Annotated in this window: 30 protein-coding genes; 18 read left to right on the top strand and 12 right to left on the bottom strand. The window is 68.0% G+C overall.

Annotated elements, in window-relative coordinates; all coding sequences use genetic code 11:
• Nucleotide 1: 1 nt before the first annotated feature.
• From AUR65_RS06590 to AUR65_RS06575, 4 genes are all read right to left on the bottom strand, one after another.
• The gene (locus AUR65_RS06590) at nt 2–931 is read right to left on the bottom strand and encodes a carbohydrate ABC transporter permease (protein ID WP_058566086.1); all 930 of its coding nucleotides are present in this window, start codon (nt 929–931) and stop codon (nt 2–4) included.
• Entirely contained in the window at nt 928–2,166 is a 1,239-nt protein-coding gene (locus AUR65_RS06585) for an ABC transporter substrate-binding protein (protein WP_058566085.1), read from the bottom strand. The genes AUR65_RS06590 and AUR65_RS06585 overlap by 4 nt, the downstream gene beginning before the upstream one ends.
• A 260-nt stretch (nt 2,167–2,426) precedes the next feature.
• The gene (locus AUR65_RS06580; RefSeq protein ID WP_004967876.1) at nt 2,427–3,065 is read right to left on the bottom strand and encodes a helix-turn-helix domain-containing protein; all 639 of its coding nucleotides are present in this window, start codon (nt 3,063–3,065) and stop codon (nt 2,427–2,429) included.
• Nucleotides 3,066–3,206: 141 nt separating this feature from the next.
• The gene (locus AUR65_RS06575; protein WP_058566084.1) at nt 3,207–4,079 is read right to left on the bottom strand and encodes a universal stress protein; all 873 of its coding nucleotides are present in this window, start codon (nt 4,077–4,079) and stop codon (nt 3,207–3,209) included.
• A 126-nt stretch (nt 4,080–4,205) separates the two neighbouring features.
• Between AUR65_RS06575 and AUR65_RS06570 the strand changes: the two genes are divergently transcribed.
• The 3 genes from AUR65_RS06570 to AUR65_RS06560 all read left to right on the top strand — a co-directional run bounded on the left by AUR65_RS06570 (nt 4,206) and on the right by AUR65_RS06560 (nt 7,006).
• The gene (locus AUR65_RS06570; protein WP_058566083.1) at nt 4,206–4,886 is read left to right on the top strand and encodes a hypothetical protein; all 681 of its coding nucleotides are present in this window, start codon (nt 4,206–4,208) and stop codon (nt 4,884–4,886) included.
• A gap of 134 nt (nt 4,887–5,020) precedes the next feature.
• Nucleotides 5,021–6,160 carry a DUF7118 family protein gene (locus AUR65_RS06565; protein ID WP_058566082.1) on the top strand — a complete coding sequence of 380 codons (1,140 nt, stop codon included), beginning with the start codon at nt 5,021–5,023 and terminating at the stop codon, nt 6,158–6,160.
• A gap of 69 nt (nt 6,161–6,229) precedes the next feature.
• On the top strand, nt 6,230–7,006 hold the full coding sequence (locus tag AUR65_RS06560) for a hypothetical protein (RefSeq protein ID WP_058566081.1): 777 nt from the start codon (nt 6,230–6,232) through the stop codon (nt 7,004–7,006).
• Between the two features lie 26 nt (nt 7,007–7,032).
• On the opposite strand, the gene AUR65_RS06555 is transcribed toward AUR65_RS06560, so the two are convergent.
• Complete coding sequence (locus tag AUR65_RS06555; RefSeq protein ID WP_008093880.1) at nt 7,033–7,500, bottom strand: FKBP-type peptidyl-prolyl cis-trans isomerase; 468 nt, start codon at nt 7,498–7,500, stop codon at nt 7,033–7,035.
• A gap of 108 nt (nt 7,501–7,608) precedes the next feature.
• Between AUR65_RS06555 and AUR65_RS06550 the strand changes: the two genes are divergently transcribed.
• Nucleotides 7,609–8,439 carry an alpha/beta fold hydrolase gene (locus tag AUR65_RS06550; RefSeq protein ID WP_058566080.1) on the top strand — a complete coding sequence of 277 codons (831 nt, stop codon included), beginning with the start codon at nt 7,609–7,611 and terminating at the stop codon, nt 8,437–8,439.
• On the opposite strand, the gene AUR65_RS06545 is transcribed toward AUR65_RS06550, so the two are convergent.
• Nucleotides 8,420–8,788: a rhodanese-like domain-containing protein gene (locus AUR65_RS06545; RefSeq protein WP_058566079.1), complete on the bottom strand. Its 369-nt coding sequence runs from the start codon at nt 8,786–8,788 to the stop codon at nt 8,420–8,422. The genes AUR65_RS06550 and AUR65_RS06545 overlap by 20 nt on opposite strands.
• A gap of 102 nt (nt 8,789–8,890) precedes the next feature.
• Between AUR65_RS06545 and AUR65_RS06540 the strand changes: the two genes are divergently transcribed.
• Together AUR65_RS06540 and AUR65_RS06535 are read left to right on the top strand one after the other, a co-directional pair.
• Nucleotides 8,891–9,496 (top strand): class I SAM-dependent methyltransferase, encoded by a 606-nt coding sequence (locus tag AUR65_RS06540; protein WP_058566078.1) that lies wholly within the window; start codon nt 8,891–8,893, stop codon nt 9,494–9,496.
• A 528-nt stretch (nt 9,497–10,024) separates the two neighbouring features.
• Nucleotides 10,025–10,900: an amidohydrolase family protein gene (locus tag AUR65_RS06535; RefSeq protein WP_058566077.1), complete on the top strand. Its 876-nt coding sequence runs from the start codon at nt 10,025–10,027 to the stop codon at nt 10,898–10,900.
• Nucleotides 10,901–10,976: 76 nt separating this feature from the next.
• Here AUR65_RS06535 and AUR65_RS06530 read toward each other — a convergent pair whose 3' ends face one another.
• A complete protein-coding gene (locus AUR65_RS06530; protein ID WP_058566076.1) occupies nt 10,977–11,741 on the bottom strand; it encodes an enoyl-CoA hydratase/isomerase family protein in 765 nt (254 codons plus the stop codon).
• 95 nt (nt 11,742–11,836) lie between these two features.
• On the bottom strand, nt 11,837–12,475 hold the full coding sequence (locus tag AUR65_RS06525) for a helix-turn-helix domain-containing protein (protein ID WP_058566075.1): 639 nt from the start codon (nt 12,473–12,475) through the stop codon (nt 11,837–11,839).
• Nucleotides 12,476–12,566: 91 nt separating this feature from the next.
• Between AUR65_RS06525 and paaA the strand changes: the two genes are divergently transcribed.
• From paaA to paaE, 5 genes are read left to right on the top strand one after another with little or no spacing between them, the layout of a single operon-like run.
• A complete protein-coding gene (gene paaA, locus AUR65_RS06520; RefSeq protein WP_058566074.1) occupies nt 12,567–13,511 on the top strand; it encodes a 1,2-phenylacetyl-CoA epoxidase subunit PaaA in 945 nt (314 codons plus the stop codon).
• 5 nt (nt 13,512–13,516) lie between these two features.
• Complete coding sequence (paaB, locus tag AUR65_RS06515; protein WP_058566073.1) at nt 13,517–13,837, top strand: 1,2-phenylacetyl-CoA epoxidase subunit PaaB; 321 nt, start codon at nt 13,517–13,519, stop codon at nt 13,835–13,837.
• Between the two features lie 2 nt (nt 13,838–13,839).
• Nucleotides 13,840–14,658: a 1,2-phenylacetyl-CoA epoxidase subunit PaaC gene (gene paaC, locus AUR65_RS06510; protein ID WP_058566072.1), complete on the top strand. Its 819-nt coding sequence runs from the start codon at nt 13,840–13,842 to the stop codon at nt 14,656–14,658.
• Nucleotides 14,651–15,100 (top strand): metal-sulfur cluster assembly factor, encoded by a 450-nt coding sequence (locus AUR65_RS06505; protein WP_058566071.1) that lies wholly within the window; start codon nt 14,651–14,653, stop codon nt 15,098–15,100. The genes paaC and AUR65_RS06505 overlap by 8 nt, the downstream gene beginning before the upstream one ends.
• Nucleotide 15,101: 1 nt before the next feature.
• On the top strand, nt 15,102–15,269 hold the full coding sequence (gene paaE / locus AUR65_RS19890) for a 1,2-phenylacetyl-CoA epoxidase subunit PaaE (RefSeq protein ID WP_199180571.1): 168 nt from the start codon (nt 15,102–15,104) through the stop codon (nt 15,267–15,269).
• Between the two features lie 51 nt (nt 15,270–15,320).
• Here paaE and AUR65_RS06500 read toward each other — a convergent pair whose 3' ends face one another.
• The 3 genes from AUR65_RS06500 to AUR65_RS06490 all read right to left on the bottom strand — a co-directional run bounded on the left by AUR65_RS06500 (nt 15,321) and on the right by AUR65_RS06490 (nt 17,294).
• Nucleotides 15,321–15,704, bottom strand: coding sequence for a PaaI family thioesterase (locus AUR65_RS06500; protein ID WP_058566070.1), 384 nt, complete (start codon nt 15,702–15,704; stop codon nt 15,321–15,323).
• A 40-nt stretch (nt 15,705–15,744) separates the two neighbouring features.
• Nucleotides 15,745–16,749: an LLM class flavin-dependent oxidoreductase gene (locus AUR65_RS06495; RefSeq protein ID WP_058566069.1), complete on the bottom strand. Its 1,005-nt coding sequence runs from the start codon at nt 16,747–16,749 to the stop codon at nt 15,745–15,747.
• A gap of 74 nt (nt 16,750–16,823) precedes the next feature.
• Complete coding sequence (locus AUR65_RS06490; protein ID WP_058566068.1) at nt 16,824–17,294, bottom strand: MaoC/PaaZ C-terminal domain-containing protein; 471 nt, start codon at nt 17,292–17,294, stop codon at nt 16,824–16,826.
• Nucleotides 17,295–17,355: 61 nt separating this feature from the next.
• Here AUR65_RS06490 and AUR65_RS06485 point away from each other — a divergent pair, with 61 nt between their 5' ends.
• A complete protein-coding gene (locus tag AUR65_RS06485) occupies nt 17,356–17,553 on the top strand; it encodes a hypothetical protein (RefSeq protein WP_058566067.1) in 198 nt (65 codons plus the stop codon).
• Here AUR65_RS06485 and paaK read toward each other — a convergent pair.
• Entirely contained in the window at nt 17,532–18,821 is a 1,290-nt protein-coding gene (gene paaK / locus AUR65_RS06480) for a phenylacetate--CoA ligase PaaK (RefSeq protein WP_058566066.1), read from the bottom strand. The two genes, AUR65_RS06485 and paaK, sit on opposite strands and share 22 nt — an antisense overlap.
• A 99-nt stretch (nt 18,822–18,920) precedes the next feature.
• Here paaK and AUR65_RS06475 point away from each other — a divergent pair, with 99 nt between their 5' ends.
• The 6 genes from AUR65_RS06475 (at nt 18,921) to AUR65_RS06450 (ending at nt 25,736) form a co-directional block, all read left to right on the top strand.
• Nucleotides 18,921–20,084: a thiolase domain-containing protein gene (locus tag AUR65_RS06475; protein WP_058566065.1), complete on the top strand. Its 1,164-nt coding sequence runs from the start codon at nt 18,921–18,923 to the stop codon at nt 20,082–20,084.
• Complete coding sequence (locus AUR65_RS06470) at nt 20,081–21,646, top strand: zinc ribbon domain-containing protein (RefSeq protein WP_058566064.1); 1,566 nt, start codon at nt 20,081–20,083, stop codon at nt 21,644–21,646. Before AUR65_RS06475 ends, AUR65_RS06470 begins: the two co-directional genes overlap by 4 nt.
• Before the next feature lie 84 nt (nt 21,647–21,730).
• The gene (locus AUR65_RS06465) at nt 21,731–22,615 is read left to right on the top strand and encodes a 3-hydroxyacyl-CoA dehydrogenase family protein (protein ID WP_058566063.1); all 885 of its coding nucleotides are present in this window, start codon (nt 21,731–21,733) and stop codon (nt 22,613–22,615) included.
• Nucleotides 22,612–23,487 (top strand): enoyl-CoA hydratase/isomerase family protein, encoded by an 876-nt coding sequence (locus AUR65_RS06460; RefSeq protein WP_394337336.1) that lies wholly within the window; start codon nt 22,612–22,614, stop codon nt 23,485–23,487. Before AUR65_RS06465 ends, AUR65_RS06460 begins: the two co-directional genes overlap by 4 nt.
• Before the next feature lie 229 nt (nt 23,488–23,716).
• Nucleotides 23,717–24,037, top strand: coding sequence for an EthD family reductase (locus AUR65_RS06455; RefSeq protein WP_058566062.1), 321 nt, complete (start codon nt 23,717–23,719; stop codon nt 24,035–24,037).
• A 4-nt stretch (nt 24,038–24,041) separates the two neighbouring features.
• Nucleotides 24,042–25,736 (top strand): thiamine pyrophosphate-binding protein, encoded by a 1,695-nt coding sequence (locus AUR65_RS06450; RefSeq protein ID WP_058566061.1) that lies wholly within the window; start codon nt 24,042–24,044, stop codon nt 25,734–25,736.
• The last annotated feature ends 15 nt before the right edge of the window (nt 25,737–25,751 follow it).

The raw sequence follows: 25,751 nt of genomic DNA, 5'->3' as shown, positions 1-25,751 counted from the left end.
CTCACGCCACCTCCTTTTCGGGGGCGAACGCCCGGAAGTAGACCACCGCGACGCCGGCGAGGAGGAAGAACATGACGCCGGCGAGCGCCGTCGCCATGCCGAAGTTCACCTCGCTGAACGCGAGTTGGTAGACGCGAATCGGGAGCGTCGTCGTCTGCTGGAGCGGGCCGCCGCGGGTCGAGAGGTAGATGATGTCGAACTTGTTGAACATCCAGATGCCCCTGACGAGGAGGATGATGAGAATCGCGCCGCGGAGGTGCGGGAAGGTGATGTCGCGGAACGCCTGCCACGTCGTCGCGCCCTCGACCCGCGCCCGCTCGTAGAGGTCGGGGTCGATGGCCTGCAGGCGCGCGAGCAGGATGAAGAAGGCGAAACTGGCGAACTTCCAGACGCTCGTGACGACGACCGCCGGCATGGCGAACTCCAGGGTCGAGAAGAACGCTATCGGCTTGTCGATGAGCCCGGCGTCGACGAGGAACTGGTTCAGAATCCCGATGTTGGGGTCGAGGATGAACTTCCACATGAAGATGACAACGAGCGTCGGCAGGAGGTACGGGAAAATCATCAGCGTCCGCAGGGCGTCGCCGCCGCGGATGCGCTGGTTGATGACGAGCGCGAGGCCCAGCCCGATGACGAGGCTCAGCCCCGTCGTCGCCACCGCGTAGACGACGCTGTTCCAGAGGAAGCCCCAGAACGCGCCGTCGCCGAGAAGTGCCGCGTAGTTGCCGAGGCCGACGAACTCGGGGTTCCGCACCGGCGACGCGAACAGGCTCATCCCGAGCGCGTAGACGATGGGGATGACCCAGACCACGACGAAGAACGCGAGCATCGGGACGAAACACGCCGCCAACAGGAGCGTCGTGCCGTCCACGTCGCGCTCTCTGAGGGCCGACCCGGCGGCCGCCAACCGCGATTTGAGGGCCGTACTCATTGCAACCCGCGGAGTTGCTCGGCCAGCCAGTCGACCGTCTCGTCGGGTGTGAGCCCGCCGACGAGGAGCTGGTCCGCGGCCTGTCCGAAGAGCTGTTCGCTGTAGGCGTCGGCCGCGACGATGTTCGGCGCGCCGTCGTCGCCCGTCGCGAGGACGCTCGTGAAGGCGTCCCAGTTGTCGCGGACGAGGTTCATCACGTCGGGGTGCTGCTGGATGACCTCGTTTTCGGTCACCTCGGGCGCGTCAAGTTGCTCCCGCGTCGGCGGGAACTGGAACAGCGGCGCGGAGAGCACGAAGTCGAAGAAGCGCGACGAACTCGTGAAGAAGTCCACGAACGCCTGTGCGCCCTCGGTGTTCTGGCCGTCGTTGCGGACGAGGTGGCCCTCCATGTACGCCCACCACTTGTCCTGCGCCGCCCCGCTCGGCACGGGGAAGGGCATCGGACTGAGGTTCTCGACGAGGTCGGGCCGGTTGGCCTGAATCGTGAGGATGGGGAGGCCGCCGACGCTGGCGATAGCCGCGGCGTTCTCCTGTTGGAGCGCGCCGATGGCGTCGCCCCACGCCCACCCCGAGCCGTTCGGCGAGTGCTCGGCCATCGACTGGACCCACTCGAACGTCTCGACGGCCGCCTGTCGGTTGTCGTCGTTGTCGAGTCTGACCTCGATGCCGTCGGAGGGGCCGCCGTACACCTCCACGTCGTTCTGCCAGAGGTACTGCGTCATCTGGGTGTCGGCGTTGTTCGTCTGACCCGACTGGATGACGTAGCCCTCCATCGACTCGTTGGCCGACACCTCGCCGGCCGCCTCGACCCACTCACTCCACGACGCGGGCATCTCGGAGTACACGTCGTTTCGGTACCAGCCCATGAGCGGTTCGACCATCGCGGCCGCGAAGTACGACTCGCCGCCGACGTTGACCGGGTCGGGCAGGTCGTTATCTTGGACGGCCCCCGTGACCGGCGCGAGGACGCCGTCGCGCTGAAGTCGATACGCGTCCGTCGAGGTGTCGAAAAGCAGGTCCGGCGGGTTGCCCGCGGCGACCATCTTCTGCATCTCTGCGTCCGAGGAGGTCCCCTTCGCCGTGTAAATCATCTCGACCGTGTGGTCGGTCTCCTCCTCGAACTCGGCGATAATCTCGTCCATCACGTCCTTCGAGTCGCCGCGGTCCGAGAGGTATCGAATCGGCTCGTTGGAGCCGCCGCCACCGCCGCCGCCCAGACAGCCAGCCGTCGTCACCGCCGCCGCGCTGCCGACCGCCGCGAGGAACGTCCGCCGCGACGACCCGCGCGTTTTCCGCCCGTCACCACCACGAGAGTGATTCCCATTTATCATGGTAATTGCAAACAATACGTACACCGGACGAAGCCACGGGAGTAGTGCCTACCCCTGTTGGCTCTTTATATTGGTTTCCGAAGATATGGTGACGTATTTCAGGAGTACTAGGCGCTTAAAATCCGACTCGCGGCGCGCTGGGGGCCGAACCGGCCCGGTCGCAGTCAGGTGCTGTCGGGATTCGCGGGCGTCGTCGCGTCGGCGAGCGCGTCGCTGAGGAGTTTCTTTTCGGCCCGGCGGAGGTGTTCCAACACGGTCGGTCTGCTCACCTCGAACGCCGCCGCGATTTCCTCGACCGTGACGCCCCGCGGCCAGTCGTAGTAGCCGCGTTCGAGCGCGTAGCCGACGACCTCGGCCTGCCGCTTCGAGAGCCGCGTCGAGGGGCCGACGAAGGGTTTCAGCCGCCGGAGTTCGACGGTGCCGAGCGACCGGAGCCCCGAGATGATGGCCTTGAGGTCGGCCCGCCGGAACACGACCACGTCGAAGACGCGCGAGCGACCGTAGAACTGGCTCATCCGCTGGAGCATCCCGTGGTTCTCTCGGATGACGGGGAGCGCGCCGGACGACCGCTTGGTGATGAGCAGTTGGTCGTCGCCGACGAGTTCGAGGTCGCGGACGACCTCGCTGGCGGCGAGGCGGTCGGCCATCTCGTCGCGGTGCTCTCCGGCGTCGACGACGAATCGGATGTCCGTCTCGCCGAGCACCTCGCAGTTCGTCACGACGACCGGCCCGTCGACGAGGTCGCTCACGTGCGACAGCACGTAGTCCTCGTTCAGTTCGAGGAGGATGGTCGCGCGAAGCATCGCTATCGAGCCCTCCGGCCGTCGGGGATGGACGGGCGTCCGAGACGGTCCTGTTCGACCACGGCTACTGCGCCGATACGTCGCCCGCGGGTAATAGCTGTATCCCGAGGCGGACGACCCGCCGCCCGCGACCCGCTCGGGTTACTCCTCGTCGGGCGACACCGTGATGACGGGAGCCGGAGCGCTCCGTACCGTCTGCTCGGCGACGCTCCCGAGGAGGATTCGGTCGACGCCGCTCCGCCCGGTGGTTCCCATGACGACGGCGTGGATGTCGTTGCCCTCGACGTACTCCCGAATCGCCGCGCTCGGCGAGCCGTGTTCGATGGTCTCGGCGAGCTTCGTGACGCCGTGTTCGTTCGCCTCCTCGACGACCTGCGAAATCGCCTCGTTCGCCCCGCGCTCGCTCTCCTCGCCGGAGAGCATCGACCGCACGTCGAAGCCGAGCGCGGAGTCGTCGACCACGGAGAGGACGTGGACCGTCGCGTCGAGTTCGGCGGCGAGTTCGAGGCCGTGGCTCGTCGCTCGTTTCGCGGAGCGGCTCCCGTCGGTCGGGATGAGGATGCGCTCGTAGGGGAACGTCAGCTCCTCGTCGGGCTTCATGCGGGCGGTGAGCACCGGTCGGTCCGACAGGCGGACGACCTTCTCCGTGACGCTCCCGCGGAGCTGTCGGGAGATGCCTTCGCGCCCGCGGGTCGGCATCACGACGAGGTCGTAGTCGTACTCCTCGGCGTACTCGACGATAGTCGGTGCGGGGTTGCCCTGCACCACGTCCGTCGAGTACTCGACGCCGAGGTTCTGGAGCGTCTCCGCCGCCTCCTCGACCACGCTCTCGCCCTCGCGTTCGAGCGCGTCGACCACGTCGTTCCCGACCACGGTGACGCTGTCGCGGGTCGTGTCGGCGACGAAGAGCAGTCGTATCTCCGCGTCGTCCCAGTGGGCGAGTTCGCTGGCGTGGTGGAGGACCGCGCTCGACGACGTGTTCTCGTCGACGGGCAGGAGGATGCGCTCGTACATGGCTTGTCATACACCCGGTCGCGGGTAAGTCCTTTCGCCGGACGGCGTCCGCGGACCGCCCGCCCCCGGCGTCGCGGCCCTCGGCGCGCCACACAGTTATCAGACAGCAGTCACAACCAAACGGTGATGGCACCGACAGACGAGTCACCCCCGGGCGGCGAAACGCGGACGCGACGGCGGCGGCGACGACGCCAGCGACGTGACGACGACGAGACCGGCGTCGACGCGTGGCTCGACGCGACGGTCTACTTCGGGCTCGGACAGCACCTGCTTCTCGCGCTGCCGATGCTCTGGGTCGCCTTCATGACCGTCTCGACGCCCGTGGCGGTCACGACCGCGGCCGTCGTCTCGCTGGCGGTCGCCTGCCTCGCCATCGGCGCGCTCCGGATGAACGCCGTTTCGGTCGGCGCGCCGTGGCACCGCATCGAGGACGGCGAAATCGGCCTCGGTCCCGACGCAGGCTACGGGTTTCTCGTCCGCCGAGCGGCCTACCTGAACGCGACGCTCGGCCTCGGGACGTTCCTCGGCGCGCGCGCCGACCTCGCGGGCGCGGGCCTCCCCGGCTCTGTCGTCGTCGCCGGCGGCGTCGCGCTCTGTGCGATGCTCGCGCTCCCCCGACTGCGCGCCGCGCCGGTCCGCGCGTCGGCCGCGGTCGCCGGAGCCTACTACGCCGTCTCGCTCCTCGTCGTCGCCACGTTCCCCGGGATGGTCGGCCTGTTCTCCCTGTCGCCGTCGGTCGCGCTCTGCGTGCTCGCGGTCGCGGTCGCCGCCGCGTTCGACGTGGCGGTCGGCCGGGACCAGCGCTGACTCGGCCGGCATCGGCCGACTTCGGCCGCCCGCCCGCCGTCTTCCTCGGTCATCAAGTTTTCAACCCTCGCGCACCGACTCGTCGGGCATGACACCGATTCCGCGAACGGGCCGCCCTCCCGAGGTGCCGCGGCGTGACTGACGCCGCGCTCGCCGACGACCCCGTAGCGGCGCTCCGCACGGCGGCCGACACCCTCCGCGACCGGCGCGAGTCGGTCGACGAAATCGGCCGCGAGGAGCTTCGGACGCTCGCGTCCGCCGTCCGCGACGTGACGGGGATTCTCGACCGCTACGAGGAGCAGGCGACCGACGACCTCGAAGGCTACGTCGCGTTCCGCGAGGCGCTGTCGAACCGACTCGAGGAGGTCCCCGCGGACGTGCGCCACAGCGACGCCTTCATCGACGCCAACGACTCGCTCACGACCGGCATCACCTCGTCGCTGTCGGCGTCGGACTTCGAGCAGGCCAGACGCGAGTTGGACCCCGCCCGCGAGGAGGCGGCGCTCCTCGACGAACTGGACGAGGCGAGAGAGGACTACCGGAGCGCCCGCCGGCGACTGCGGGAGCGCGCGGACGAACTCGACGCGCGAATCGAGCGCCTCGAACGCGTTAGGGAACTGGGCGAAGCCGACATCGACGCGCCGGTGGACGACCTCCGCGACCCCATCGAGCGGTACGACGACGCCGTGACCGAGGCGTTCGACCGGTTCCGCGCCGAGTCGCCCGCCCGCGAAGTGCTCGCGTGGCTGGCGGCCGCCGAGTCGTACCCGCTGGTCGAGACGCCCAGTCCTCCGGAGCGACTGCGCGAGTACCTCGAAACCGCCGCCATCGGCGACGAGCCGATTTCCACGCTCGTCGAGTACGCCGGCTACTCGCGGTCGAAGCTCGACCACTACGTGGACGACCCCAAGCGGTTCTCCGCGGCCGTCGGGACGAACAAGCGCTTTCTGGAGACGCTCGACGCCGACCCGCTGACCGTGTCGTGGCCGCCGGAGCCCGCCTCGGAACTCCGCTGGCGGACGAAGGAACTCGTCGCCGTCGTGAGTCGGTTCGCCGACGACGAGACGGTCGCGCACGCCCGGGGCGTCCACGAACTGACGTACCATGAGTCGTACGACCGCCTCCGCACCGCCGCGGTCGCCCGCGCCGAACTCACCGAAGACCAGCGCGACCGCCTCCGGCGGGGCGTCGTGGCAGACGAGTTGGCCTCGGCCCGCGAGGAGCGCGAGCGGGTTCGAGACTGCCTCAACGCCCACCCGCGGCTGGACGAGTAGGCGACTGCGGACGCGTGGGCGCCTGACAGCGACAGAAGACACTTACCGCGCTCGGCGGAACTCCCGACGATGCGTCTCCGGAAACTCGCCCTCCTCCTCGCGGTGGTCGGTCTCGTCTGTCTCCCCGCGCCGGTGTACCTGCCCGCGCTCGCGGAGGCGACGTCGCCGCCGCCGCAAACCTCGCAGTCGTACCGAGCCGAGACCGTGTCACTCGCGAACCAATCGGATGTCGAGACTATCGTGAGTCACCACGGGCGGACGGTCTCGATTTCGGTACACCAAGTCAGCCACCGATACTCGGCCGGCGAGTACCGCGCGCCGAACGAGACCCGCGAGACGCTGGAGGCGGCGATGCGGAACGGCACCGCCCGCACCGCGGCGGCGGGCGCGAGAGCCGACCTCCGCGCGATAGCGCGGAACAACACGTACGTCCACGACGCCTACGGCGAGCGCGAGCAGTACTACCGGCTCAGCGTGGAAGAAAACGGCTCGCTCGTCACCGCCCGAAACGCCACGCTCCAGCGCGTCGCCAACACCACCGTCGAGCGAGGGGCGTACAGCTACGAACGCCTCTCGCCGGAGGCGAGAGAAACGGTCGATAGAGTGCTCCGGAACTCCTCGGACGAGGACTTCGGCTACCGACCGCGGGTGAACGACGCCTTCGTGGACCGCCTCCCCGCACTCGTGGAAAAAGAGGGCACGCTCCACAGCATCACCGTCTACGGGCACGTCGACGACTTCGGCTTCGGGGCCGCGCTCGTCGTCGGCCTCGGCGCGGCTGGGGTCGGCGCAGTCCTGATTCTCGTCGGCGGCGTGATGTACGCCGTCGCTTGGTGGCGCGAATAGCGGGAGAAGAACCGCGAGACCGCGGCTTAGTTCGCGTCGACGATTTCGACGTCGAAGACGAGCGTCTCGCCGGCGAGCTCGTGGTTGAAGTCGATGCGGACCACGTCGTCGTCGGCGTGGACGATTTCGCCGAGGCCGCCCTGCTGGGTCTGGACGTACAGCCCCTCCTCGGGTTCGTCACCCAGCACTTCGCGGAGCTGTTCGGTCTCGTGCTCGCGAATGAGGTCTTCGTCGTGCTCGCCGTAGGCCTTCTCCGGCGGAATCTCGATGCTCTCTTCGTCGCCGACGGACATGCCGACGAGCGCCTCGTCGAGGCCCTCGATGACGGTCCCCGCGCCGACTTCGACCACGAGCGGCTCGTAGTCGCGGTCGCCCTGCGCCTCGGAGAGTCCTTCGGCGTCGGCCACGTCCTGCCGCGACGTGTCGAAAACCGTGCCGTCAGGGAGCTTTCCAACGTATTCGAGCGAAACGGAGTCGCCGGTTTCTATCGTCATACCGCCTACTCTCTGCCGGAGACGGATAAGTGACCGTACTGCCGGCGAGAGTGTGAAATCGTTGCCATGTGAGGGCGCACTCATGCTCTCGGCGCGCCACTAGGTCGCATGGCGTTCGCCCGAACGAACGGTATCGACACCTACTACGAGCGGCGAGGCGAGGGGCCGCCGGTGGTCTTCGTCCACGGGGCGATTCTCGACCACGGCCAGTGGGACCGCCAGGCTGAGGCGCTGTGCGACGACTACACCACGGTCTCGTACGACGTTCGGGGACACGGCCGAACCGGCGGGTCCGACTTGGCGACGTACTCGATGGAGCTGTTCGCCGACGACCTCGCCGCGCTCGTCTCGGAGTTGGGACTCGACAGGCCCGTGGTGTGCGGGCTCTCGACCGGCGGCTGTGTCACGCAGGCATACGCGATGCGATACCCTGAGGGACTCTCGGGGCTCGTCCTCGCGGACACGTTCTCCCCGGTCGTCTTCGACCGTCTCGAACGGTTCCAGCGGCTCGTCGTCCCGCGGTTGACGATTCCGCTCGTCCGGCTCGTCGGCTACGAGCGCGTGGAGAAGGTCATGGTCTGGTTCCAAGAGCGGCTGTCGGGAACGGCCGCAGGCGGCGACTACGGGAACGTCGAGCGTCTTCGGGAGCGCGGCCCCCGGATGGCGACCGACGAGTTCGTGAAAGTGATTCGGGCGGTCAGCCGGTTCACCGATTCGTCGGTCGTCCTCGGCGACATCGACGTCCCGACGCTGGTCCTGTACGGCGAGAACGAACTCCCGTTCGTGCGCAGGCACGCCGCGGCGTTCGGCGACGGGATTCCGTCCGCCACGGTCCGCGAAGTTCCCGACGCCGGCCACGCGTCGAACCTCGACAACCCCGCGTTCTTCGAGGACGCCCTTCGGGAGTTCCTCGACGGCCTCAGAACAGTCGCCAGATGAGCGACCGGAGTTTGTAGCCCAGCGACCCCCGTTGGTAGCCGTTCCACCCGCTCATGCCGCCCGCGAGCGTCGCCGCGTCGTACCCCTCCTCGCGGAGGAGCCCCGTCGCGCGCTTCGCGACGATGCCCATCTTACAGACGACGACCACGTCGCGGTCCCGCGGAATCTCGTCCAACTGACCCCGAAGCGAGGCGTCGTCGCCCGACCGGAGGTCGTCGTAGACCGGGACGTTGCGGCTCCCGTCGATTGCGCCGCGCTGGTAGTTCGACTCCGGGCGGATGTCGAGGACGAAGGGGTCGTCCCCGTCGGCGAGGCGGGCGTCGAGTTCGTCGGGGCGAATCGAGGGCACGGCTCATCACACGTCGCTGGCGCGGAAAGCGCTGACGCTTCCACGTCCCGCCCGCCGGGAACGACGCCGTAGCTTGAACACGGCGGTCCGCGTAGCGCCCGTATGGAGTGGGACGAACGCTACCGGACCGGAACGTACCCGACCGACCCCGAGCCGTCGCCGGTGCTGCGGGCGTACCTCGACGAACTGCCCGACGGTCGCGCCCTCGACGTGGCGGCCGGGAACGGTCGGAACGCGCTCTTTCTCGCCGCGAACGGCTACCGAGTTGACGCGCTCGACCAGTCGAGCGAGGGACTCAGTATCATCGACGAACGCGCCGCCGACCGCGGGTTCGCCGACCGCGTGGAGACGATTCAGGCGGACGCGACGACCCACGACTTCCCCGAGTCGGCGTACGACCTCGTCACCATCAGCTACTTCCGGACGCTGGACCGCCTCGCGGACATCAAGGCGGCGCTGAAGCCCGGCGGCGTCCTGTTCTACCAGCATCACCTACGGGCCGACCCGCCGGCGACGGTCGGACCGAGCACCGACAGGTACCGCTTCGATTCGAACGAACTGCTCCGGGCCTGTCTCGACCTCACCGTGCTCTACTACGACGAGTCGACGGAACTGCGCGACGAGCGACGGTCCGCGACGGCGACGATTATCGCGCGGAACACGCGAGGCGGCGCGCAGTCGTATCCCCGTCGAAGGCGACACGAGTAACAATTCAGAGAGGAGATATTCAGCGCGACTCGCAGGTGAACTCGGGTTTGGGGTGGCCGAGTGAAAGAAACAGCATATTGTTTCTGAAAATTATCAGCCACACACGCACGCAAAATCGATTGAAGCATGCATAACATGCAGTCTAAAATGTTTACTCTAAATGGAGTCACACTTACACTCGGTTTGAAATTTTATTGACGTGAATTTACGGGCCGAATTTGAACTGAGGCTCTATGCCTACGCCCGACATGTGATAGTTTGGTTATACTAAACCTGCCGTCGCTCGTCAACCACGTCGGGGTCACGCCGGGGTCACGCCGGGCTAGTATCACAGCCGGATTCCCGTGAACGAGAATCACCGTCGAGTCGGAGCGGCGACTGAGCGGCGACCTAACTGAATTGGCCGGTGACTGAATGGGTCGCGCGTCGAATCGTCCGCCGTGGCGGTACGCCAACGCCGCCGCGCCATCATTCGGTCGGTCGGATTCGCCCGTTCGATTTTTATCGCCCGACGACGGTCATACATGAATGACCGTGTTAGATTGGGTCGGCGAGCCGCGCATCATCGACACGCACGCCCACCAGCCGACCGCGGAGTTCCTCGAAGACGCCGGCGGGGAGATGATGCGAGACGCGGCGAACAGGTTCGGCGCGGAGATGGAGACGTGGAGCTACGAGGAGATGATAGCCGAGTACCGCGAGCACAACATCGGGCGGGCGGTGCTTCTCGGGTGGGACGCCGAGACGAACACCGGAAACCCCCCGGTTCCGAACGACTACGTGGCCGAGGTCCGCGACGCGCACCCGGAGTTCTTCGTCGGTTTCGGGAGCGTGGACCCGCTGAAAGACGACTGCGTCGAGGAGGCGGTCCGGTGCGTCGAGGACCTCGGTCTCTCGGGGTTCAAGTTCCAGCAAATCGCGCAGGGGTTCGACCCGAGTGACGACGAACACAGAACATTGTTCGACACCATCGAGGACCTCGACGTGCCGGTCGTCTTCCACGGTGGGAACTCCACGCTCGGCGCGTGCTCGCCCGGCGGCCGCGGCCTGAAAATCAAGTACGGCAACCCGATGCTCATCGACGACGTGGCCGCCGAACATCCGGACCTCCAGATTCTCATCGCCCACCCGGCGTACCCGTGGGAGAAAGAGCAACTCGCCATCTGCCAGCAGAAGGGCAACGTCTACATGGACCTCTCGGGGTGGCTCCCGAAGTACATCGACGAGCAGGTGCTCCACTACGCCAAGACCGTCCTGCAGGACAAGGTGATGTTCGGCACCGACTACCCGATGATTCGGCCGGGCCGGTGGTTCGAGTCGTTCGAGGAGCACTTCGACGCCTCCGAGGAGGTGAAGCGAAAGCTCCTCTGGGAGAACGCAGAGCGGTTCCTCGGCCTCGACTGAGGGGAGGATGACGAGGCGAGACAGAACTGACGGGTGAACGGGACGAAACGAGACGAAGCGAGACGGGACCGACGACTCAATCGAACTCCGGCCGCCGCTTCTCCAAGAACGCGGCGACCCCTTCCTCGTGGGCGTCAGTATCGTAGGCGAGCGTCTGGGCGTGGGCCTCGCGTTCGAGGCCGTCAGCCCACGACCGGCCGAGGTTCGCGTGTATCGCTTCTTTCGCCAGCGCGAGCGTCTCCGTCGGCTGTGCGGCGAGTGCCTCGACTATCTCGTCGACGACGGCATCGAGGTCGTCGGGTTCGACCGCCTCGTTCACGAGGTCGAGTTCGGCGGCGCGCTCGGCCGAGATGAGTTTCCCGGTGAAGGCGAGCTCCTTCGCGGCGCGGAGGCCGACCAACCGGGGAAGCGTCACCGTCGCGCCCGCGTCGGGGACGAGACCGACGTTGACGAACGACGCGCCGAACCGGGCGTCGCTGGCGGCGTAGGCGAAGTCGCAAGCGGCGACGACGGAGGTCCCCGCGCCCACGGCGTCGCCGTTGACGCGGGCGACGACCGGTACTGGAGCGGTGAGAATCGCCTCGGCGACGCGGCCGAGCGTGCCGCGGACGCGGTCGTAGGCCTCGCGGGCGGTCTCGTCGCGCTCGGCCATCGCCCGAATGTCGCCGCCGGCGCTGAAGGCGTCGCCGTCGCCGGTTATCACCGCGGCGTCGAACGCCTCGGGCGTGAGCGCTTCGAGCGCCGCCGAGAGCTCCCGAGCGGCGTCGGCAGTAAAGGCGTTTTTCGCCTCGGGCCTGTCGAACGTCACGGTTCGCACGCCGTCCGCGTCTTCGACTCGCATACCCGCGCTACGGGGACGCGGGGTAAATAGCCTCGCCGGGGGGTCGTGTCCGAATCGGTTGGCGTGCTAGTGCCCGAGTCTGGCGCGCTCCCGACTCACTCGAACAGCGTGCCGAAGACCGACCGTTGCGCCCGGCGGAGTCGTTCGAGGAACGCCGACTTGCTGATGCCGAGTTCGTCCGCCACGTCCTGGGCTGTGCTCGCCCGCGGGAGGGCGAAGTAGCCCATCTCGGCGGCGACGCGGAGGGCGGCCTCCTGCGCGGGCGTGAGGTCCCACGCTCGGCCGATGGGCGGGTCCTCGTCCGCCCGAAGCGGATAGACGCGCTGGAGTTGGATGCCGACGGTGCCGCCGGCCTTCTCCATCACGCCGCGGAGCACGTCGTAGCCGACGACCGCCCCGCGCATCGTCGCGCCGCCGTCGTCGTACCGCATCGACTCGACGAGGAAGCCGGCGTTGACGAGTTCGTGGACGACGCAGGGATGTTTCGAGAGACACCGAAACGTGTGAGTCTCGTCGCCGCGGGTGACGTGGAGGTAGCGGATGGCGTCGTCGGCGTCGAGGGCCTCGGCGAGTCGGTCGTCCGCGGGGCCCGAAAAGTGGAGCAAGACGTTGCCGTCGGCGCGGAGTTGCGGCGCGTTCGCGTCGACCGCGACGGGGACCGCGTCGGTCGCCCGCGCCAACGGGCAGTCGTCGCCGTCGATGCGAAACTCGGCCACGAGACACTCCGCGATCATCAGCGTGTGCATAGGTGGCACGGGAATAAAAAGGCAGGCTATGGACGGGTCAATCCGTAAATGGTTGTAGATGATAGTTCCTGATAGAAAAATGGACCTCGAAACCGTCAAAGAACGCGCGGGCCCGCGGCAGTTCGCTCCGAAGGACGACATGCCCGAGGAGTACCGCAAGGCCGCGACGCGGATGCTTCAGTTCCACGCGAACAGCGAGGTGATGGGAGGATACCTCGAAAAGCCGTTCATCCGGCAAGCGCCGAGCATCGACCGAAAACTGGCGTTTTCGGCGAAGGTGCAGGACGAAATCGGCCACGCGCAACTGCTCTACCGCGCGGCGGAGTCCCTCGGCGTCAAGACGCGCGACGAGATGCTGGACGAGCTCGCCCGCGGCGAGGGGAAGTTCCTCAACTGCTTCCACTACCCGATGGAGTCGTGGCACGAGGTGCCGATGATAGCGTTCTTCGTCGACGGCGCGGCCATGCACCGACAGGTGACGCTCAAGAACACGTCGTGGACGCCCTACGCCCACGCGATGGACAAGGTGTGCTTCGAGGAGGGCTTCCACGTCAAACACGGCGAGTCCATCCTCTCCGAACTGATGAACGGGTCGAAGGCGACACAGGAGAAGACGCAGGCCGCCTTCGAGACGTGGTGGCCGCGCATCATCCAGTTCTTCGGCCCGACCAACGACAAGTCCGTCCACAACGACTTCGCCCAGCAGGTCGGTCTGAAGACGAAGTCCAACGACGAACTGCGCGACACCTTCCTCGACACCTACGTCCCGAAGGCGGAGAAGTACGGCCTCGTCGTCCCCGAGTACCCGCGCATCGAGTACGACGAGGCGAACGACACCTACCACGTCAACGAGGACGACCTCGACTGGGACGAGTTCTGGACCATCGCCAAGAACGCCTCGGCGGGGAGCCACGAGCAGATTAACTCCCGCGCGCAGGCGCAGGAGGCGGTCGAGTGGGTGCGCGAATCGATGCACAGCTGGGAGGGCGCGTCGGGGGCCGGAACCCCGCAGGCGGCGGACTGAGAACCATGATTTGGGAAGTATTCAGACAGGACAAACCGGGAGCGTACCACAAACACTGCGGCAACGTCCACGCGCCGGACCGCGAGTTGGCGCTCCAGTTCGCGGCCGTCCAGCACGGCCGACGGATGAAGACCCACAGCCTGTGGGTCGTCCCGCGCGACGAAATCGGCGAAATCGACACCGACGAGACGAGTTTCGGCGGGACGACCGACAAGACCTACCGCTGGGCAACCTCGTACACCGACATCGAACCGGCCGCGCCGGAAGTCGCCGAAAGCGAGGCCGAGCAGGCCGACGTGGAGCGTTCGCTGGAGGCGGACAGCTAACCATGCCCGACGCACTCAATCCCGAAGACCTCGACGCCGAACAGCGCGCCGCGCTCGAAGAACTGCTGTTCCGACTGGCGGACGACGAGTACGTCCACGGCGAGCGCCTCATCGAGTGGCAGATATTCGCGCCGACGCTGGAGTCCGACCTCGCCTTGGCGAACATCGCGCAGGACGAGTTCGGCCACGCGCGCCTGTGGTACGACCTGCTCGAAGAACTCGGCCACACCGAGGCGGAACTCATCTGGGAGCGCCCCGCCGACGAGTTCAGACACGCGACGCTGGTCGAACTCCCGTTCGCGGAGGGCGACTGGGCCGACGTGGTCCTGCGGTGCTACCTCTACGACGCCGCCGAGCGCCTGCAACTTGACGCGCTCGTCGAAACAAGCTACGCGCCGCTCGCCGACCGCGTCGGCAAGGTGCTGAGCGAAGAGCGCTACCACCTCGAAAACGCCCAGAGCTGGCTCGACCGCCTCGCCGAGGGCGACAGCCGGGACCGCGTGCAGGACGCGCTCGACCGGCTGTTCCCCCACGCGCTCTCGCTGTTCGCCGAGCCCGAACACGAGGCGGAAATCAGGGAACACGGCTTCCGAACGATGGCCACCGCCGACCTCCGCATCGAGTGGCTAGAGACGGTCATCCCGTACCTCGAATCGCTCGGCCTCGACGTGCCCGACCCCGACGAGGTCGAGCGTCCGAGCGCCCGCGGTCGCGACGGAACCCACACCGACCACTGGGACGAACTGGCCGCGGAGTTCCGCCGGACGTACGAGGAACTCGAAGCGCCCGAACCGGCGAGAATCGGCAGGGAGCGTGTCTGACGTGAGCGCAGACGGACCCGAGACGGCCGACGCGACCGCCTGTAGCTACACGGAGTACGCCGACGGCGCGGTGCCCGATGGCTTCCCGAAGACGGGCGCTGGAGCCGCGGGCGTCGAAGCCGACATCTGGGACGCCCTCTACGAAATCGAGGACCCCGAGATGCCGGTGAGCATCGTGGACCTCGGCCTCATCTACGACGTTCGCGTCGCCGAGCGGGAGGACGAGGACGGCGAGACGAAGACGCTCGGCATCGTCGAGATGACCCTGACCTACACCGGCTGTCCGGCGCGCGACTACCTCGAAAACGACGTGAAGTGCGCGATTCTGGCGTCCGGCGTCGATGAGGCGTCCGTCCGGCTCCGGTTCACGCCCGAGTGGACCGTCGGGATGGTGACGAAAGCGGGGCGCGAGGCCCTCCGCGGCTTCGGACTGGGGGTGTGAGATGCGTCGCCTCGACCCCAGCACCGAGACGACCGGCGAGGCGTCGGGCGCGGAGTGCCCGTACTGCGGTGGCACGAACACCGTCCGCGAGCATCCCAAGGGACCGGGGCTGTGCCGGTCGATGCACTTTTGTAACGACTGTCAGGAGCCGTTCCAGCGGTTCGGATAGGCAGCAACGAGCGGCGGGTGCGAGAAACCCAAACCCAAACCCAAACCGAACTCACCCCGTTTTGTAGACGCCTCGCGCGGTCGCTACGTGAGCACCGTCGGTCGCGTACACGTCCACGTCCACGGTTCCCACGTCGCCGCCGAGTCGGACCACGTCGGCCTCGGCGCGGAGGTCGCCCGTGCCCGCGTCGAGGTAGTCGATGCGCATGTCGATGGTCGGGACCGGCTGGTCGACCTCGCTGACGAGCGCCGCGCCGCCGACCGTGTCCGCGAGCGTGAACGTGACGCCGCCGTGGGCCATCACCCGGTCGCTGTTCCACGACAGTTCCTCGCGCATCTCGACGCGACCCTCCGCGTGCCCGTCGGCGGCCTCGGTGACTTCGACGCCCAAGAGCCGCGCGAACGGCATGCGCTCGAAGAACTCCTCGATGTCCATGCCAGTAGTTCGCACAGACTCGTTAAGTTCGTTTCGTCGGTCAGACGAGTCTCGGGCGGACCTCGTCGCCGAGTCGGCGGACGCACTCGACCATCCGGTCGGTCCCGATACCGGGGTAGTAGGTGCGGAGGATGAAGTGGATGTCGTCGCCGAGCGCGTCGCGGTAGCGGTCGAGTTCCGCGACCACGTCGTCGGGCGTGCCGAAGACGGCCTGTTCTTTCAGCTCCGTTCGGCGCTCCTCGGAGAGCTCGGACACCTCGTCGCCGGAGAACAGTTCGGCGTACCGGCGCTGGAGGTAGAAGTAGCCGTCGCGCATCGCGTCCCACACCTCGGCCTTCGAGTCGCCGACGAACCCGTGTTGGAGGACGTAAATCGTGAAGTCGCCGTCGAGACCCTCCGACTCGCGGACGCTTCGGATGTCCTCGACGCGCTTGCGCAGGCCGCCGAGCGAGAGCGACGACGGTGCGCACCACGCGTCCGCCGTCCGGGCCGCCCGGCGGACCGCGGGCTTGGCCGCGCCACCGAGCATGACGGGCACGTCGTGCGCCGGTTTGGGCGTCACGTCGGCACCGGTCGCACCCCCGTGAAACGGCGACTCGTGCGCTATCGGGCCGTCGGACCACGCCTCCCGGAGGAGCGAAACGGTGTCGGCGAGGCGGTCGGCGCGCTCGTCGCGCGGGACGTCGAAGGCGCTGAACTCGCGGGGGTTCGAGCCGATTGCGAGGCCGAGCGTCGTGCGCCCGCCGGAGATGAGATCCACGGTCGCCGCGTCCTCGGCGAGTCGAATCGGGTGGTACAGCGGCGCGAGCGCGATGCAGGTGCCGAGTTCGACCGAGTCGGTCGCGGCCGCGAGCGCCCCGAGCGCGGGCATCGTCCCCGAGAGATAGCCGTCCGCCGCGAAGTGGTGTTCGGACACCCACGCGCTGTCGAGGCCGGCGTCGTCTATCGCGCGGCCGAGCGTCAGCATCTCGTCGTACAGATCCGCCATCGGTCGGTCGTCGTCCGGCCGCCGCTGGCAGGTGAAAAGGCCCGTCCCGAGCTTCATGCCTCGGGGTTCGCACTCCAGCTATTAATAGTTCGAATCGGGGGCCGCTCGCGGGAATCGAATCGAGCGAGTCCCTACTCCGCGCCCGCCTTCGTCTTGATGAGGAACTTCATGTCGCCTTCGAGAACGACGGTGCCGTCCTGCTTCGTCATCTCGATTTCGAGGACGACCAAGCCGGCGTCGTCGCGGCTACTGAGGTCCTTGCGCTCCGAGACCACCATCGTCTGCGAGAGCGTGTCGCCGATGAACACCGGGTTCGGCAGGTCCATGTAGTTCATTCCGAGGAAGGCGATGGCGGTGCGCTCGACGATGCCTGAGCGATAGACGAAGCCGGTGGACTGGACGAACGTCATCGGCCCGTGGGCGATGCGCTGGCCGAACTGGGTGTCTTCGGCGTACTCGCTGTTCGTGTGGAGTTCGGTCCAGTCGCCCGAGAGCGCGGAGTGCATCATGAAGTCCGCCTCGGTGACGGTGCGGCCGACGCTCTGGAACTCCTTGCCCTCCTCGAAGTCCTCGAAGTAGTGCGGTTCGTAGCTGTATGCCATATCGCACCGTCACCGCCAAAGGATAAAGAAGTTTACATACCTATCTTTACTGATAGTCTGTGTGTTCAGAGCGAATGCCGACCGCGGGGTCGGGAGAGAAGACAGCGACAACAACGACCACTACAGGGGCGACGACCCCAACTGCCCTGACGACCCCGAAGACGCCGGCGGCCACATCGACTCCGACCACATCGACTCCGACCACACCGACAACATCGGTGACGCCGAGGGCGCGCGTCACCGGCCGCGGTGGTCGTAGACGCGCTGGACCTTCCCGACCTCGGTGCGCGCGATACTGCCGTACGCGACGAGATTCAACTCGTCGGGCGTGAACGACAGCACGTTCGAGAGCCGCGTTTCGATTCGGTCTTCGAGGTCCGCCGACGACCCGTCGAACCCCTCGACCAGTTCGACCGTGATTTCGACCCGGTCGAGGCTCCCCTCGCGCCGGAGGTCGATGCGGTAGTGCGGCGCGACTTCGTCGAATTCGAGGACGACCGATTCGACCTCGCTCGGGTAGAAGTTCACGCCGCGGACGAGTATCAGGTCGTCCGACCGCCCCGTGATGTTGTCCATGCGGACGCAGGTACGACCGCACTTGCAGGTATCGTAGTTCAGCGTGGTCAGGTCGCCCGTCCGGTAGCGAAGGACCGGCAACGCGTCCTTGGCGAGCGTCGTCAACACGAGCTCGCCCTCCTCGCCCTCTTCGACGGGGTCGCCGGTGGCCGGGTCGATAACCTCGGGGTAGAAGTAGTCCTCCCAGACGTGGAGGCCCGCCTGCGCCTCGCACTCGACGGAGACGCCGGGGCCGACGATTTCCGAGAGCCCGTAGATGTCGATGCCGGTCACGCCGAGGCGCTCCTCGATTTCGTTCCGCATCGGTTCGGTACAGGGTTCCGCGCCGAAGATAATCGTCCGGAGCGGGAGGTCGCGGATGTCGATGCCCATGTCGTCTGCGACCTCCGCGAGGTAGAGCGCGTAGGAGGGCGTGCAGGTGAGCACGTCGCTTTCGAGGTCGACGAGCAGTTCCACCTGCCGTTGGGTGTTGCCGCCGCCGATGGGGATGACCGTCGCGCCGAGTTCCTCGACGCCCTGATGGAGGCCGAGGCCGCCGGTGAAGAGGCCGTAGCCGTAGGCGTTCTGGACCACGTCGTCCGGGCCGACGCCGGCGGCGACGAGACAGCGCGCGACCGCGTCGGTCCACACGTCGAGGTCGTCGCGGGTGTAGCCGACGATTTTGGGCTTGCCGGTGGTGCCGGACGACGCGTGGATGCGAATCACCTCGTCCATGTCCACCGCGAACATCCCCGTGGGGTAGGTGTCGCGGAAGTCCTCCTTCGTCGTGAACGGCAGTTTCGACAGGTCGTCGACGCTCTCGACGTCCGCGGGCGCGAGGCCGGCCTCGTCGAACGTCTCGCGGTAGAACGCGACGTTCTCGTACGCGTTCCGAACCGTCTCTCGCAGGCGGTCGTCCTGGACTTGGCGGAGGTCCTCTCGCGGGGCGGTCTCTATGCTATCGAGCACCATATGACTCCAAAATACATGATAGAAGATGATAAAATAGTGCGTTCGACCGACGGGACCGCGAGGCGAACCTATTTCGCGGAGAATACATAACCGACTATCATGCGAGATGTCTACATCGTCGGGGCGGGCCAGTCGGCGTACGGCGCGTTTCCGGACGAGAGCTACCGGTCGCTGTTCGCGGGTGCCTTCGAGGAGGCGATGGCGAGCGCCGGCGGCGTCGAGGCGGCCGACATCGACGAGGCCGTCGTGGGGTCGCTCGGCGTCGGCGGGCGGCAACTCGGCCTGTCGGGACCGGCCGTGACCGAGCACATCGGGCTTCACGGCGTCCCCTGTTCCCGCATCGAAAACGCCTGCGCCGCGAGCGGCTACGCGGTCAGACAGGCGGTGCAGGCGGTCAAAAGCGGGATGGCGGACGTGGTCCTCGCGGGCGGATACGAAGTCATGACCGACATGAGCGGCGACGTGGGGAAGTACTGGCTCGGCGTCAGCGGCGAAACGGAGTGGGAGCGGCTCACGGGGACGACGTTCGCGGGCGTCTACGCCCAGATGGCATCGGCGTACGTGGACGCCTACGACGCCTCGCCGGACCACTTCTCGAAGGTCGCGGTGAAGAACCACGCCAACGGCGCGAAGAACCCGAAGGCGCACCTCGGCTTCGAGTGCTCGCTGGACGACGCGCGGAACGCGCCCGTCGTGGCCGACCCGCTGAACCTCTATCACTGCTGTCCGACCTCCGACGGCGCGGCCGCTGTCCTCGTTGCCAGCGAGGACGTGGCGAGCGCGTGCGACGACGCCGTCCGCGTCGCGGGCGTTGGTGCCGCCTCAGACCACGTCGGGCTGTTCCAGCGCGACAGCTACACTACTATCGAGTCGTCCGAGCGGGCCGCAACGGCCGCCTACGAGATGGCCGGCCTCGGTCCCGACGACGTGGACTTCGCGGAGGTCCACGACTGCTTCGCCATCGCCGAACTGCTGGCGTACGAGGACCTCGGCTTCTGCGAGCGGGGACACGCGCCCGAACTGGTCGATTCGGGCGCGACCGAACTCGGCGGCGACCTGCCCGTCAACCCCTCCGGCGGCCTGAAGTCGAAGGGCCATCCCATCGGGGCGACGGGCGCGGGACAGGTCGTCGAGGCGTTCAAGCAACTCACCGGGCGGGCCGGCGACCGGCAGGTCGCGGGCGCGAACGTCGGCCTCACCCACAACGTCGGCGGGTCGGGCGGTGCCGCCGTCGTCCACGTCCTCGAAGGAGGTGCGCTATGAGTGCCGACGCCCCGACTCAGACGACCCTCGGAGTCGCCGGGGTCGGCGCGTACGTTCCTCGGCTGTACCTCCCCGCGTCGGCCTACCGCGAGGCGTGGGGCAAAGGCGGCGCGCCGGGCGTCGAACGGGTCGCCGTCGCCGACGCCGACGAAGACACCCTGACGATGGCGACCGAAGCGGGCCGACGCGCACTCCGTGCGGCCGGGGTGGACGCCGGCGACATCGACCACCTCGCCCTTGCGACCACGACGCCGCCGAACGACGAGGAAGAGTGCGCAGTTCGGCTGGCCTCGCTCCTCGGTGTCGACCCGTCGGTTCCGACCCGACAGTTCGGCGGGAGCACCCGCGCCGGCGCGGTGGCGCTGGCGGCGACGAGCGAGGCGACACAGAACGTGGGCGACGGCGCGAGCAGTCCGAGGCTCGTCGTCGTCGCCGACAGCCCGCGAGGAGCGCCCGAAAGCGACGAGGCGGCCGGTGCCGGCGCGGGGGCGGCCGCGCTCGTCATCGCCGAAGACGGACCGCTCGCCATCGACGCCGTCGGCGAGTTCGGCGACCCCGCGCCCGGCACGCGGTTCCGACGATACGGGAGCGCCGAGACGGAGTCCATCGGCGTCACGCAGTACGAGCGCGACGCCTACACGCGAGCGGTCGCCGGAGCGGTCGAGGCCCTCGGCATCGACACCACGGAACTGAACCCAGACGCCGTCGCGCTCACCGCGCCGGACGGCAAACTCCCGTACCGCGCGGCCGGCGCGCTCGGCGTCGAACCGGCTCGAATCGCGGCCGGAACCGTCGTCTCACGGACTGGGGACACCGGCGTCGCCGGGCCGTTTCTCGGACTCGCGGCGGCGCTCGATTCGGAGAGCGACACGGCAGGCGACGCGTCGAGCGGCGAGTCGCCCGCGTCTTCGGTACTGCTCGTCGGCTACGGCGGCGGCGCGGGGGCGACCGCGCTCGCACTCGGCACGGAGGCAACAGACGCTGACTCCGCCGCCAGTTCCGTCGTCCCGGTCGAGGCGGTCCTCGGCGGCGACGTGGAACTCTCGTACGCCGAGGCGCTCCGACGGCGCGGGACCATCACCGGCGGCGAACCCGCTGGTGGCGGCGCGTACGTCAGCGTGCCGACGTGGAAACGGACGATTCCGCAGCGACACCGCCTCGTCGCCGGCGCGTGTAAGGAGTGCGAGGCACTCGCGTTTCCGCCGGAGGGCGCGTGTGCCGACTGCGGGTCGCTCGCGGGTTACGACGACGTGACGCTCCCCGGCACGGGAACCGTCGAGGCCGCGACCGCCATCGGACAGGGGGGCGCGCCCCCGGAGTTCGTCGAGCAACAGCAACGCGCCGGGTCGTTCCCGGTCGCCGTCGTCGCCTTCGACGGGCCGGGCGGCGAGGGCGGCGAAGCCGACGACCGAACCGTGAGCGCGCCCGCGCAGGTCGTCCACTCGCCCGCCGGAACGCCCGCAATCGGCGACCGCGTCGAAGCCGTCACACGCCGCATCTACGAGCAGGAGGGCGTCGTCAGATACGGGTTCAAGGTCGTCCCGACCGCGGCACGACGGTAGGTCGGGACACCGCCGAGGTCGTCGGAGTCGGCCGGCCCCTAACGAGGGCAAACGATTATGATGGTTCCCGAACCCCTTCCGGTGATGCAAGTGAGTGTACTCGGCGCGGGGACGATGGGCCACGGCATCGCACAGGTGGCCGCGATGGCCGGCCACGAGGTGACGATGCGCGACATCGAAGCGGAGTACGTCGAGGGCGGACTGGAGGCCATCGAGTCGAACCTGCAAGGCGGCGTCGACCGCGACAAGGTGACGCCCGACGAGATGGCGGCGACGCTCGACCGGCTCTCGGGGACGACCTCGCTGGCGGCGGCCGTCGCCGACGCCGACCTCGTCGTCGAGGCGGTCCCGGAGGACATGGAACTCAAGCGCGAGACGGTCGCGGAGGTCGAAAGCCTCGTCGCCGACGACGCGGTCATCGCGTCGAACACGTCGTCGCTCTCCGTGACCGAAATCGTGAGCGCCCTCGAACGACCGGAGCGCGGTATCGGGCTTCACTTCTTCAATCCGGTCCACCTCATGGGACTCGTCGAGGTCGTCGTCGCCGAGCAGACGAGCGAGTCGACGCGGGCGTTCGCCACCGAGTTCGTCGAGGGCATCGACAAGACGGCCGTCGAGGTCGGCGACTCGCCCGGCTTCGCCTCCTCGCGGCTCGGCGTCGCCCTCGGCGTCGAGGCCATGCGCATGGTGCAGGAGGGCGTCGCGTCACCCGGGGACATCGACACCGCGATGGAACTCGGCTACAACCACCCGATGGGACCCGTCGAACTCGGCGACGTGGTCGGCCTCGACGTTCGACTCGACATCCTCGAACACCTGCGCGAGGAACTCGGCGAGCGCTTCCGCCCGCCGCAGATTCTCAGGCGGAAAGTCCGCGCCGGGAAACTCGGCAAGAAGACCGGCGAGGGGTTCTACGTCTGGGAGGACGGCGAAATCGTCGGCGCGTCCGAGGACGTGATGGACCGATGAGCGGCGACGGTTCGAGCGGCGACGACCGAGAGATGGGCGGCCCCCGAGCCGACGGCGGAACGCCGACCGTCGAGTCGGTCGCCGCCGAGTGCGAGACGGTCGATGCGGTCGTCGGCGACCGCGTCGAGGGCGTCGTCACCGTGACGCTGAACCGCCCCGACGCGCGGAACGCGCTCGACGCGACGCTCCGGGCGGAACTCAAGCGCGTCCTCGACGCCATCGAGGACAGCGACGTCCGCGTCGTCGTCCTCACCGGCTCCGACGAGGCGAAGGCGTTCGTCGCCGGCGCGGACGTGACGGAACTCCGCGAGCGCGATATGCTCGAACAGCGCGAGGCGAGCAAACGCCCGCGGGTGTACGAGCGCGTCGACGGCCTCCGACAGCCGGTTATCGCCCGCGTGAACGGCCACGCCCTCGGCGGCGGCTGCGAACTGATGCAGGCCTGCGACGTGCGCATCGCCCACGAGCGGGCGAAGCTCGGGCAACCCGAAATCAACCTCGGCATCATGCCCGGCGGGGGCGGCACCCAGCGACTCGCGCGCCTCGTCGGCGAGGGCCACGCCATGCGACTCATCCTGACGGGCGAGCTCATCTCGGCCGCGGAGGCGGCGGACATCGGCCTCGTCGAGGAGGTCCACGGCGACGACACCTTCGACGACCGGGTGTACGAACTCGCCGAGATGATGGCGTCGAAGAGCCCCACGGCGCTGGCGTTCGCCAAGAAGGCCGTCAAGGCCGCCTCGCGGACGGACCTCGAACAGGGCATCGAGTACGAGGCGGAACTGTTCGCCCAACTGTTCGGCTCGCCCGACAAAGACGAGGGCATCGACGCGTTTCTCGAAGACCGCGAACCCGAGTGGCACGACCGATAGACGCCGAGTTCGGACCGCAAAACCGTTCGAACGGGGTCGCTCTGCCGCAGCCCGTGACAAATTTATTGCTGTAAATTCCCCGTATATTTGCCGCGCCGACCAGAAATAGTTGATGGTTATTCGGAACGATTGGTCGAACCGCCCGACTCGATTCTGTCGAGACCGCCGGACGGCCGGTGCGTGCGGTGGCGATAGAGCAAAGTAGCGTCCGGTGAGATAGCAGACATACATGATTAAATTGGTAAATATTCTGGTCCGGGACGACGACTACACGCACGAGGAGTTCGTCGAGCGGTGGCGGGGGAGCCACGCGGACCTCGCGAGGGAGCTTCCGGGGCTCGTGAAGTACGCGACGAGCGTCCCGACCGACCCCGAGCGGTCCGAGTACGACGGTATCGTCGAACTCTCCTTCGAGGACATGGCCGCGCTGAAGGCGGCGTTCGACTCCGAGGTCGGCCGGCGCGTGAACGCCGACGCGGCCGAGTTCATCGACATGGAGCGGGGGCCGACGCTCTACGTCGAGGAGACGGTCCACCTCGACAGGTCCTGACGCCATGAACACGAGCGAACGACTCGTCGAGAGCCTCGAACGGCTCGGCGTCGAGCGAATCTTCGGCTACCCCGGCGGCCGCGTCATCGAGCTGTTCGACGCGCTTCCGGAGTCGGACATCGACCTCGTGCGCCCCCGCGACGAGCGCGAGGCGAGCGTCATGGCCGAGATGCACGGCCGACTGACGGGCGAACCGGGCGTCCTCGCCGGACAGGGACCGTGGATAGGGAGCCTCGGCCTCATCGGGCAGATGGAGGCGCGCCTCGCCTCGTCGCCGATGGTCACCATCACCGAGGCGTCCGAGCGCGGGAACTACTCGACCGTCGCGCCCTACCAGCAGTCCCGCGGCGACTACGGCGGCCTCGAACTCCCGAAGATTCTCGACGCCGTGACGAAAGAACACTGGTTCCCGCGGACGCCGACCGAGACGGTTCGGAGCCTCCAACTCGCGTTCAAACACGCCGTCGCGGGTCGCCCCGGCCCGACGGCCGTCATCCTCGACGGCGACGCCGTCACCGAACCGTTCCCGGACGAGTCCGTACCGCCGGTCTGGGACGACGAAGCACAGACCAGAACGTGGACCGCCGCGCCGACGGCGCGCGACGTCGCGGCCGCCGCCGAGGCGCTCGAAGCGGCCGAGCGGCCGGTCATCCTCTCGGGCAACGGCGTCCACGCGTCGGGCGCGTACGACGAACTCGCGGCGGTCGCCGACGCCTACGAGGCGGCCGTCGTCACCTCCTATCTCGGGAAATCGACGTTCCCCGAGACGCACCGCCTCGCCGGCGGCGTCATCGGCTCGTTCGGTCACGAGGGCGCGAACCGACTCGTCAGCGAGGCCGACGCGCTCCTCGTCGTCGGCTGTCGCATGAACCCGATGGACACCAACTGGCAGGCCCCCGACTTCATCCGCCCCGACGAGCAGACGATTATCCACGCCGACATCGACCCGCGGAACGCCGGGTGGGTCTACCCCGCCGACGTGGGGCTCATCGGCGACGCCGCCGAGTCGTTACGCGAACTCGCGGCCGCCGGCGGCAACGACAACGACTGGGCGGAGGCAGCCGCGCGCGAGGCCCGCGAGTCGTTCCACGCGCCCGAGTGTGAGTCGGACGCCGCCCCTATCCTCCCCCAGCGGGCCGTCAAGGAAATCGAGCGCGTCGTCGACGAGGACACCGTCGTCACCGCCGACTCGGGGAACAACCGCTTTTGGTTGCTCAACTACCTGCAGGTGCCCGCCGTGCAGACGTACTACGGTTCGGGCGGCGTCGGCGGCATGGGTTGGGCGACGCCCGCCGCGGTGTCGGCCGCGCTGGCGACCGACAAGCACGTCGTCGGCGTCGCGGGCGACGGCGGCTTCGCCATGACGATGACGAGCGTCGAGACGGCGGTCGAACACGGCGTCGCGCCGACGTTCGTCGTCCTCAACGACACCAGCCTCGGGATGGTCAGACAGATGCAACGCGGCCCCGGCGACATCGCGGGTGTCGAGTTCCACGACACGGACTTCGCGCGGGTCGCGGAGGCGTTCGGCGCGACGGGCGTCCGCGTCGAGACGCCGGACGAACTCGGCGACGCGCTCGCCGACGCGAGACGACACGACCTGCCGACGGTCATCGACGCCCGCATCGACCGCGACCAGGACATGGCCGCGACGCTCCAGTCGTCGTTCTACGCGTCGGTCGGCGGACTCCACGAGTAGGCGAAACGGCGCGCG

Source organism: Haloferax marisrubri (genome assembly GCF_001469875.2).
GTDB classification, from domain to species: Archaea; Halobacteriota; Halobacteria; order Halobacteriales; family Haloferacaceae; genus Haloferax; species Haloferax marisrubri.
This window is presented reverse-complemented; position numbering and strand designations above follow the sequence as displayed.

What these genes read in the sequence shown, in the direction of transcription:
- AUR65_RS06590 (WP_058566086.1), bottom strand. Translation starts at nt 931, where the DNA reads ATGAGTACGGCCCTCAAATCGCGGTTGGCGGCCGCCGGGTCGGCCCTC.
- AUR65_RS06580 (WP_004967876.1), bottom strand. Translation starts at nt 3,065, where the DNA reads ATGCTTCGCGCGACCATCCTCCTCGAACTGAACGAGGACTACGTGCTG.
- AUR65_RS06575 (WP_058566084.1), bottom strand. Translation starts at nt 4,079, where the DNA reads ATGTACGAGCGCATCCTCCTGCCCGTCGACGAGAACACGTCGTCGAGC.
- AUR65_RS06570 (WP_058566083.1), top strand. Translation starts at nt 4,206, where the DNA reads ATGGCACCGACAGACGAGTCACCCCCGGGCGGCGAAACGCGGACGCGA.
- AUR65_RS06560 (WP_058566081.1), top strand. Translation starts at nt 6,230, where the DNA reads ATGCGTCTCCGGAAACTCGCCCTCCTCCTCGCGGTGGTCGGTCTCGTC.
- AUR65_RS06555 (WP_008093880.1), bottom strand. Translation starts at nt 7,500, where the DNA reads ATGACGATAGAAACCGGCGACTCCGTTTCGCTCGAATACGTTGGAAAG.
- AUR65_RS06550 (WP_058566080.1), top strand. Translation starts at nt 7,609, where the DNA reads ATGGCGTTCGCCCGAACGAACGGTATCGACACCTACTACGAGCGGCGA.
- AUR65_RS06540 (WP_058566078.1), top strand. Translation starts at nt 8,891, where the DNA reads ATGGAGTGGGACGAACGCTACCGGACCGGAACGTACCCGACCGACCCC.
- AUR65_RS06535 (WP_058566077.1), top strand. Translation starts at nt 10,025, where the DNA reads ATGACCGTGTTAGATTGGGTCGGCGAGCCGCGCATCATCGACACGCAC.
- AUR65_RS06530 (WP_058566076.1), bottom strand. Translation starts at nt 11,741, where the DNA reads ATGCGAGTCGAAGACGCGGACGGCGTGCGAACCGTGACGTTCGACAGG.
- AUR65_RS06525 (WP_058566075.1), bottom strand. Translation starts at nt 12,475, where the DNA reads ATGATCGCGGAGTGTCTCGTGGCCGAGTTTCGCATCGACGGCGACGAC.
- paaA (WP_058566074.1), top strand. Translation starts at nt 12,567, where the DNA reads ATGGACCTCGAAACCGTCAAAGAACGCGCGGGCCCGCGGCAGTTCGCT.
- paaB (WP_058566073.1), top strand. Translation starts at nt 13,517, where the DNA reads ATGATTTGGGAAGTATTCAGACAGGACAAACCGGGAGCGTACCACAAA.
- paaC (WP_058566072.1), top strand. Translation starts at nt 13,840, where the DNA reads ATGCCCGACGCACTCAATCCCGAAGACCTCGACGCCGAACAGCGCGCC.
- paaE (WP_199180571.1), top strand. Translation starts at nt 15,102, where the DNA reads ATGCGTCGCCTCGACCCCAGCACCGAGACGACCGGCGAGGCGTCGGGC.
- AUR65_RS06500 (WP_058566070.1), bottom strand. Translation starts at nt 15,704, where the DNA reads ATGGACATCGAGGAGTTCTTCGAGCGCATGCCGTTCGCGCGGCTCTTG.
- AUR65_RS06495 (WP_058566069.1), bottom strand. Translation starts at nt 16,749, where the DNA reads ATGAAGCTCGGGACGGGCCTTTTCACCTGCCAGCGGCGGCCGGACGAC.
- AUR65_RS06490 (WP_058566068.1), bottom strand. Translation starts at nt 17,294, where the DNA reads ATGGCATACAGCTACGAACCGCACTACTTCGAGGACTTCGAGGAGGGC.
- paaK (WP_058566066.1), bottom strand. Translation starts at nt 18,821, where the DNA reads ATGGTGCTCGATAGCATAGAGACCGCCCCGCGAGAGGACCTCCGCCAA.
- AUR65_RS06475 (WP_058566065.1), top strand. Translation starts at nt 18,921, where the DNA reads ATGCGAGATGTCTACATCGTCGGGGCGGGCCAGTCGGCGTACGGCGCG.
- AUR65_RS06470 (WP_058566064.1), top strand. Translation starts at nt 20,081, where the DNA reads ATGAGTGCCGACGCCCCGACTCAGACGACCCTCGGAGTCGCCGGGGTC.
- AUR65_RS06465 (WP_058566063.1), top strand. Translation starts at nt 21,731, where the DNA reads ATGCAAGTGAGTGTACTCGGCGCGGGGACGATGGGCCACGGCATCGCA.
- AUR65_RS06460 (WP_394337336.1), top strand. Translation starts at nt 22,612, where the DNA reads ATGAGCGGCGACGGTTCGAGCGGCGACGACCGAGAGATGGGCGGCCCC.
- AUR65_RS06455 (WP_058566062.1), top strand. Translation starts at nt 23,717, where the DNA reads ATGATTAAATTGGTAAATATTCTGGTCCGGGACGACGACTACACGCAC.
- AUR65_RS06450 (WP_058566061.1), top strand. Translation starts at nt 24,042, where the DNA reads ATGAACACGAGCGAACGACTCGTCGAGAGCCTCGAACGGCTCGGCGTC.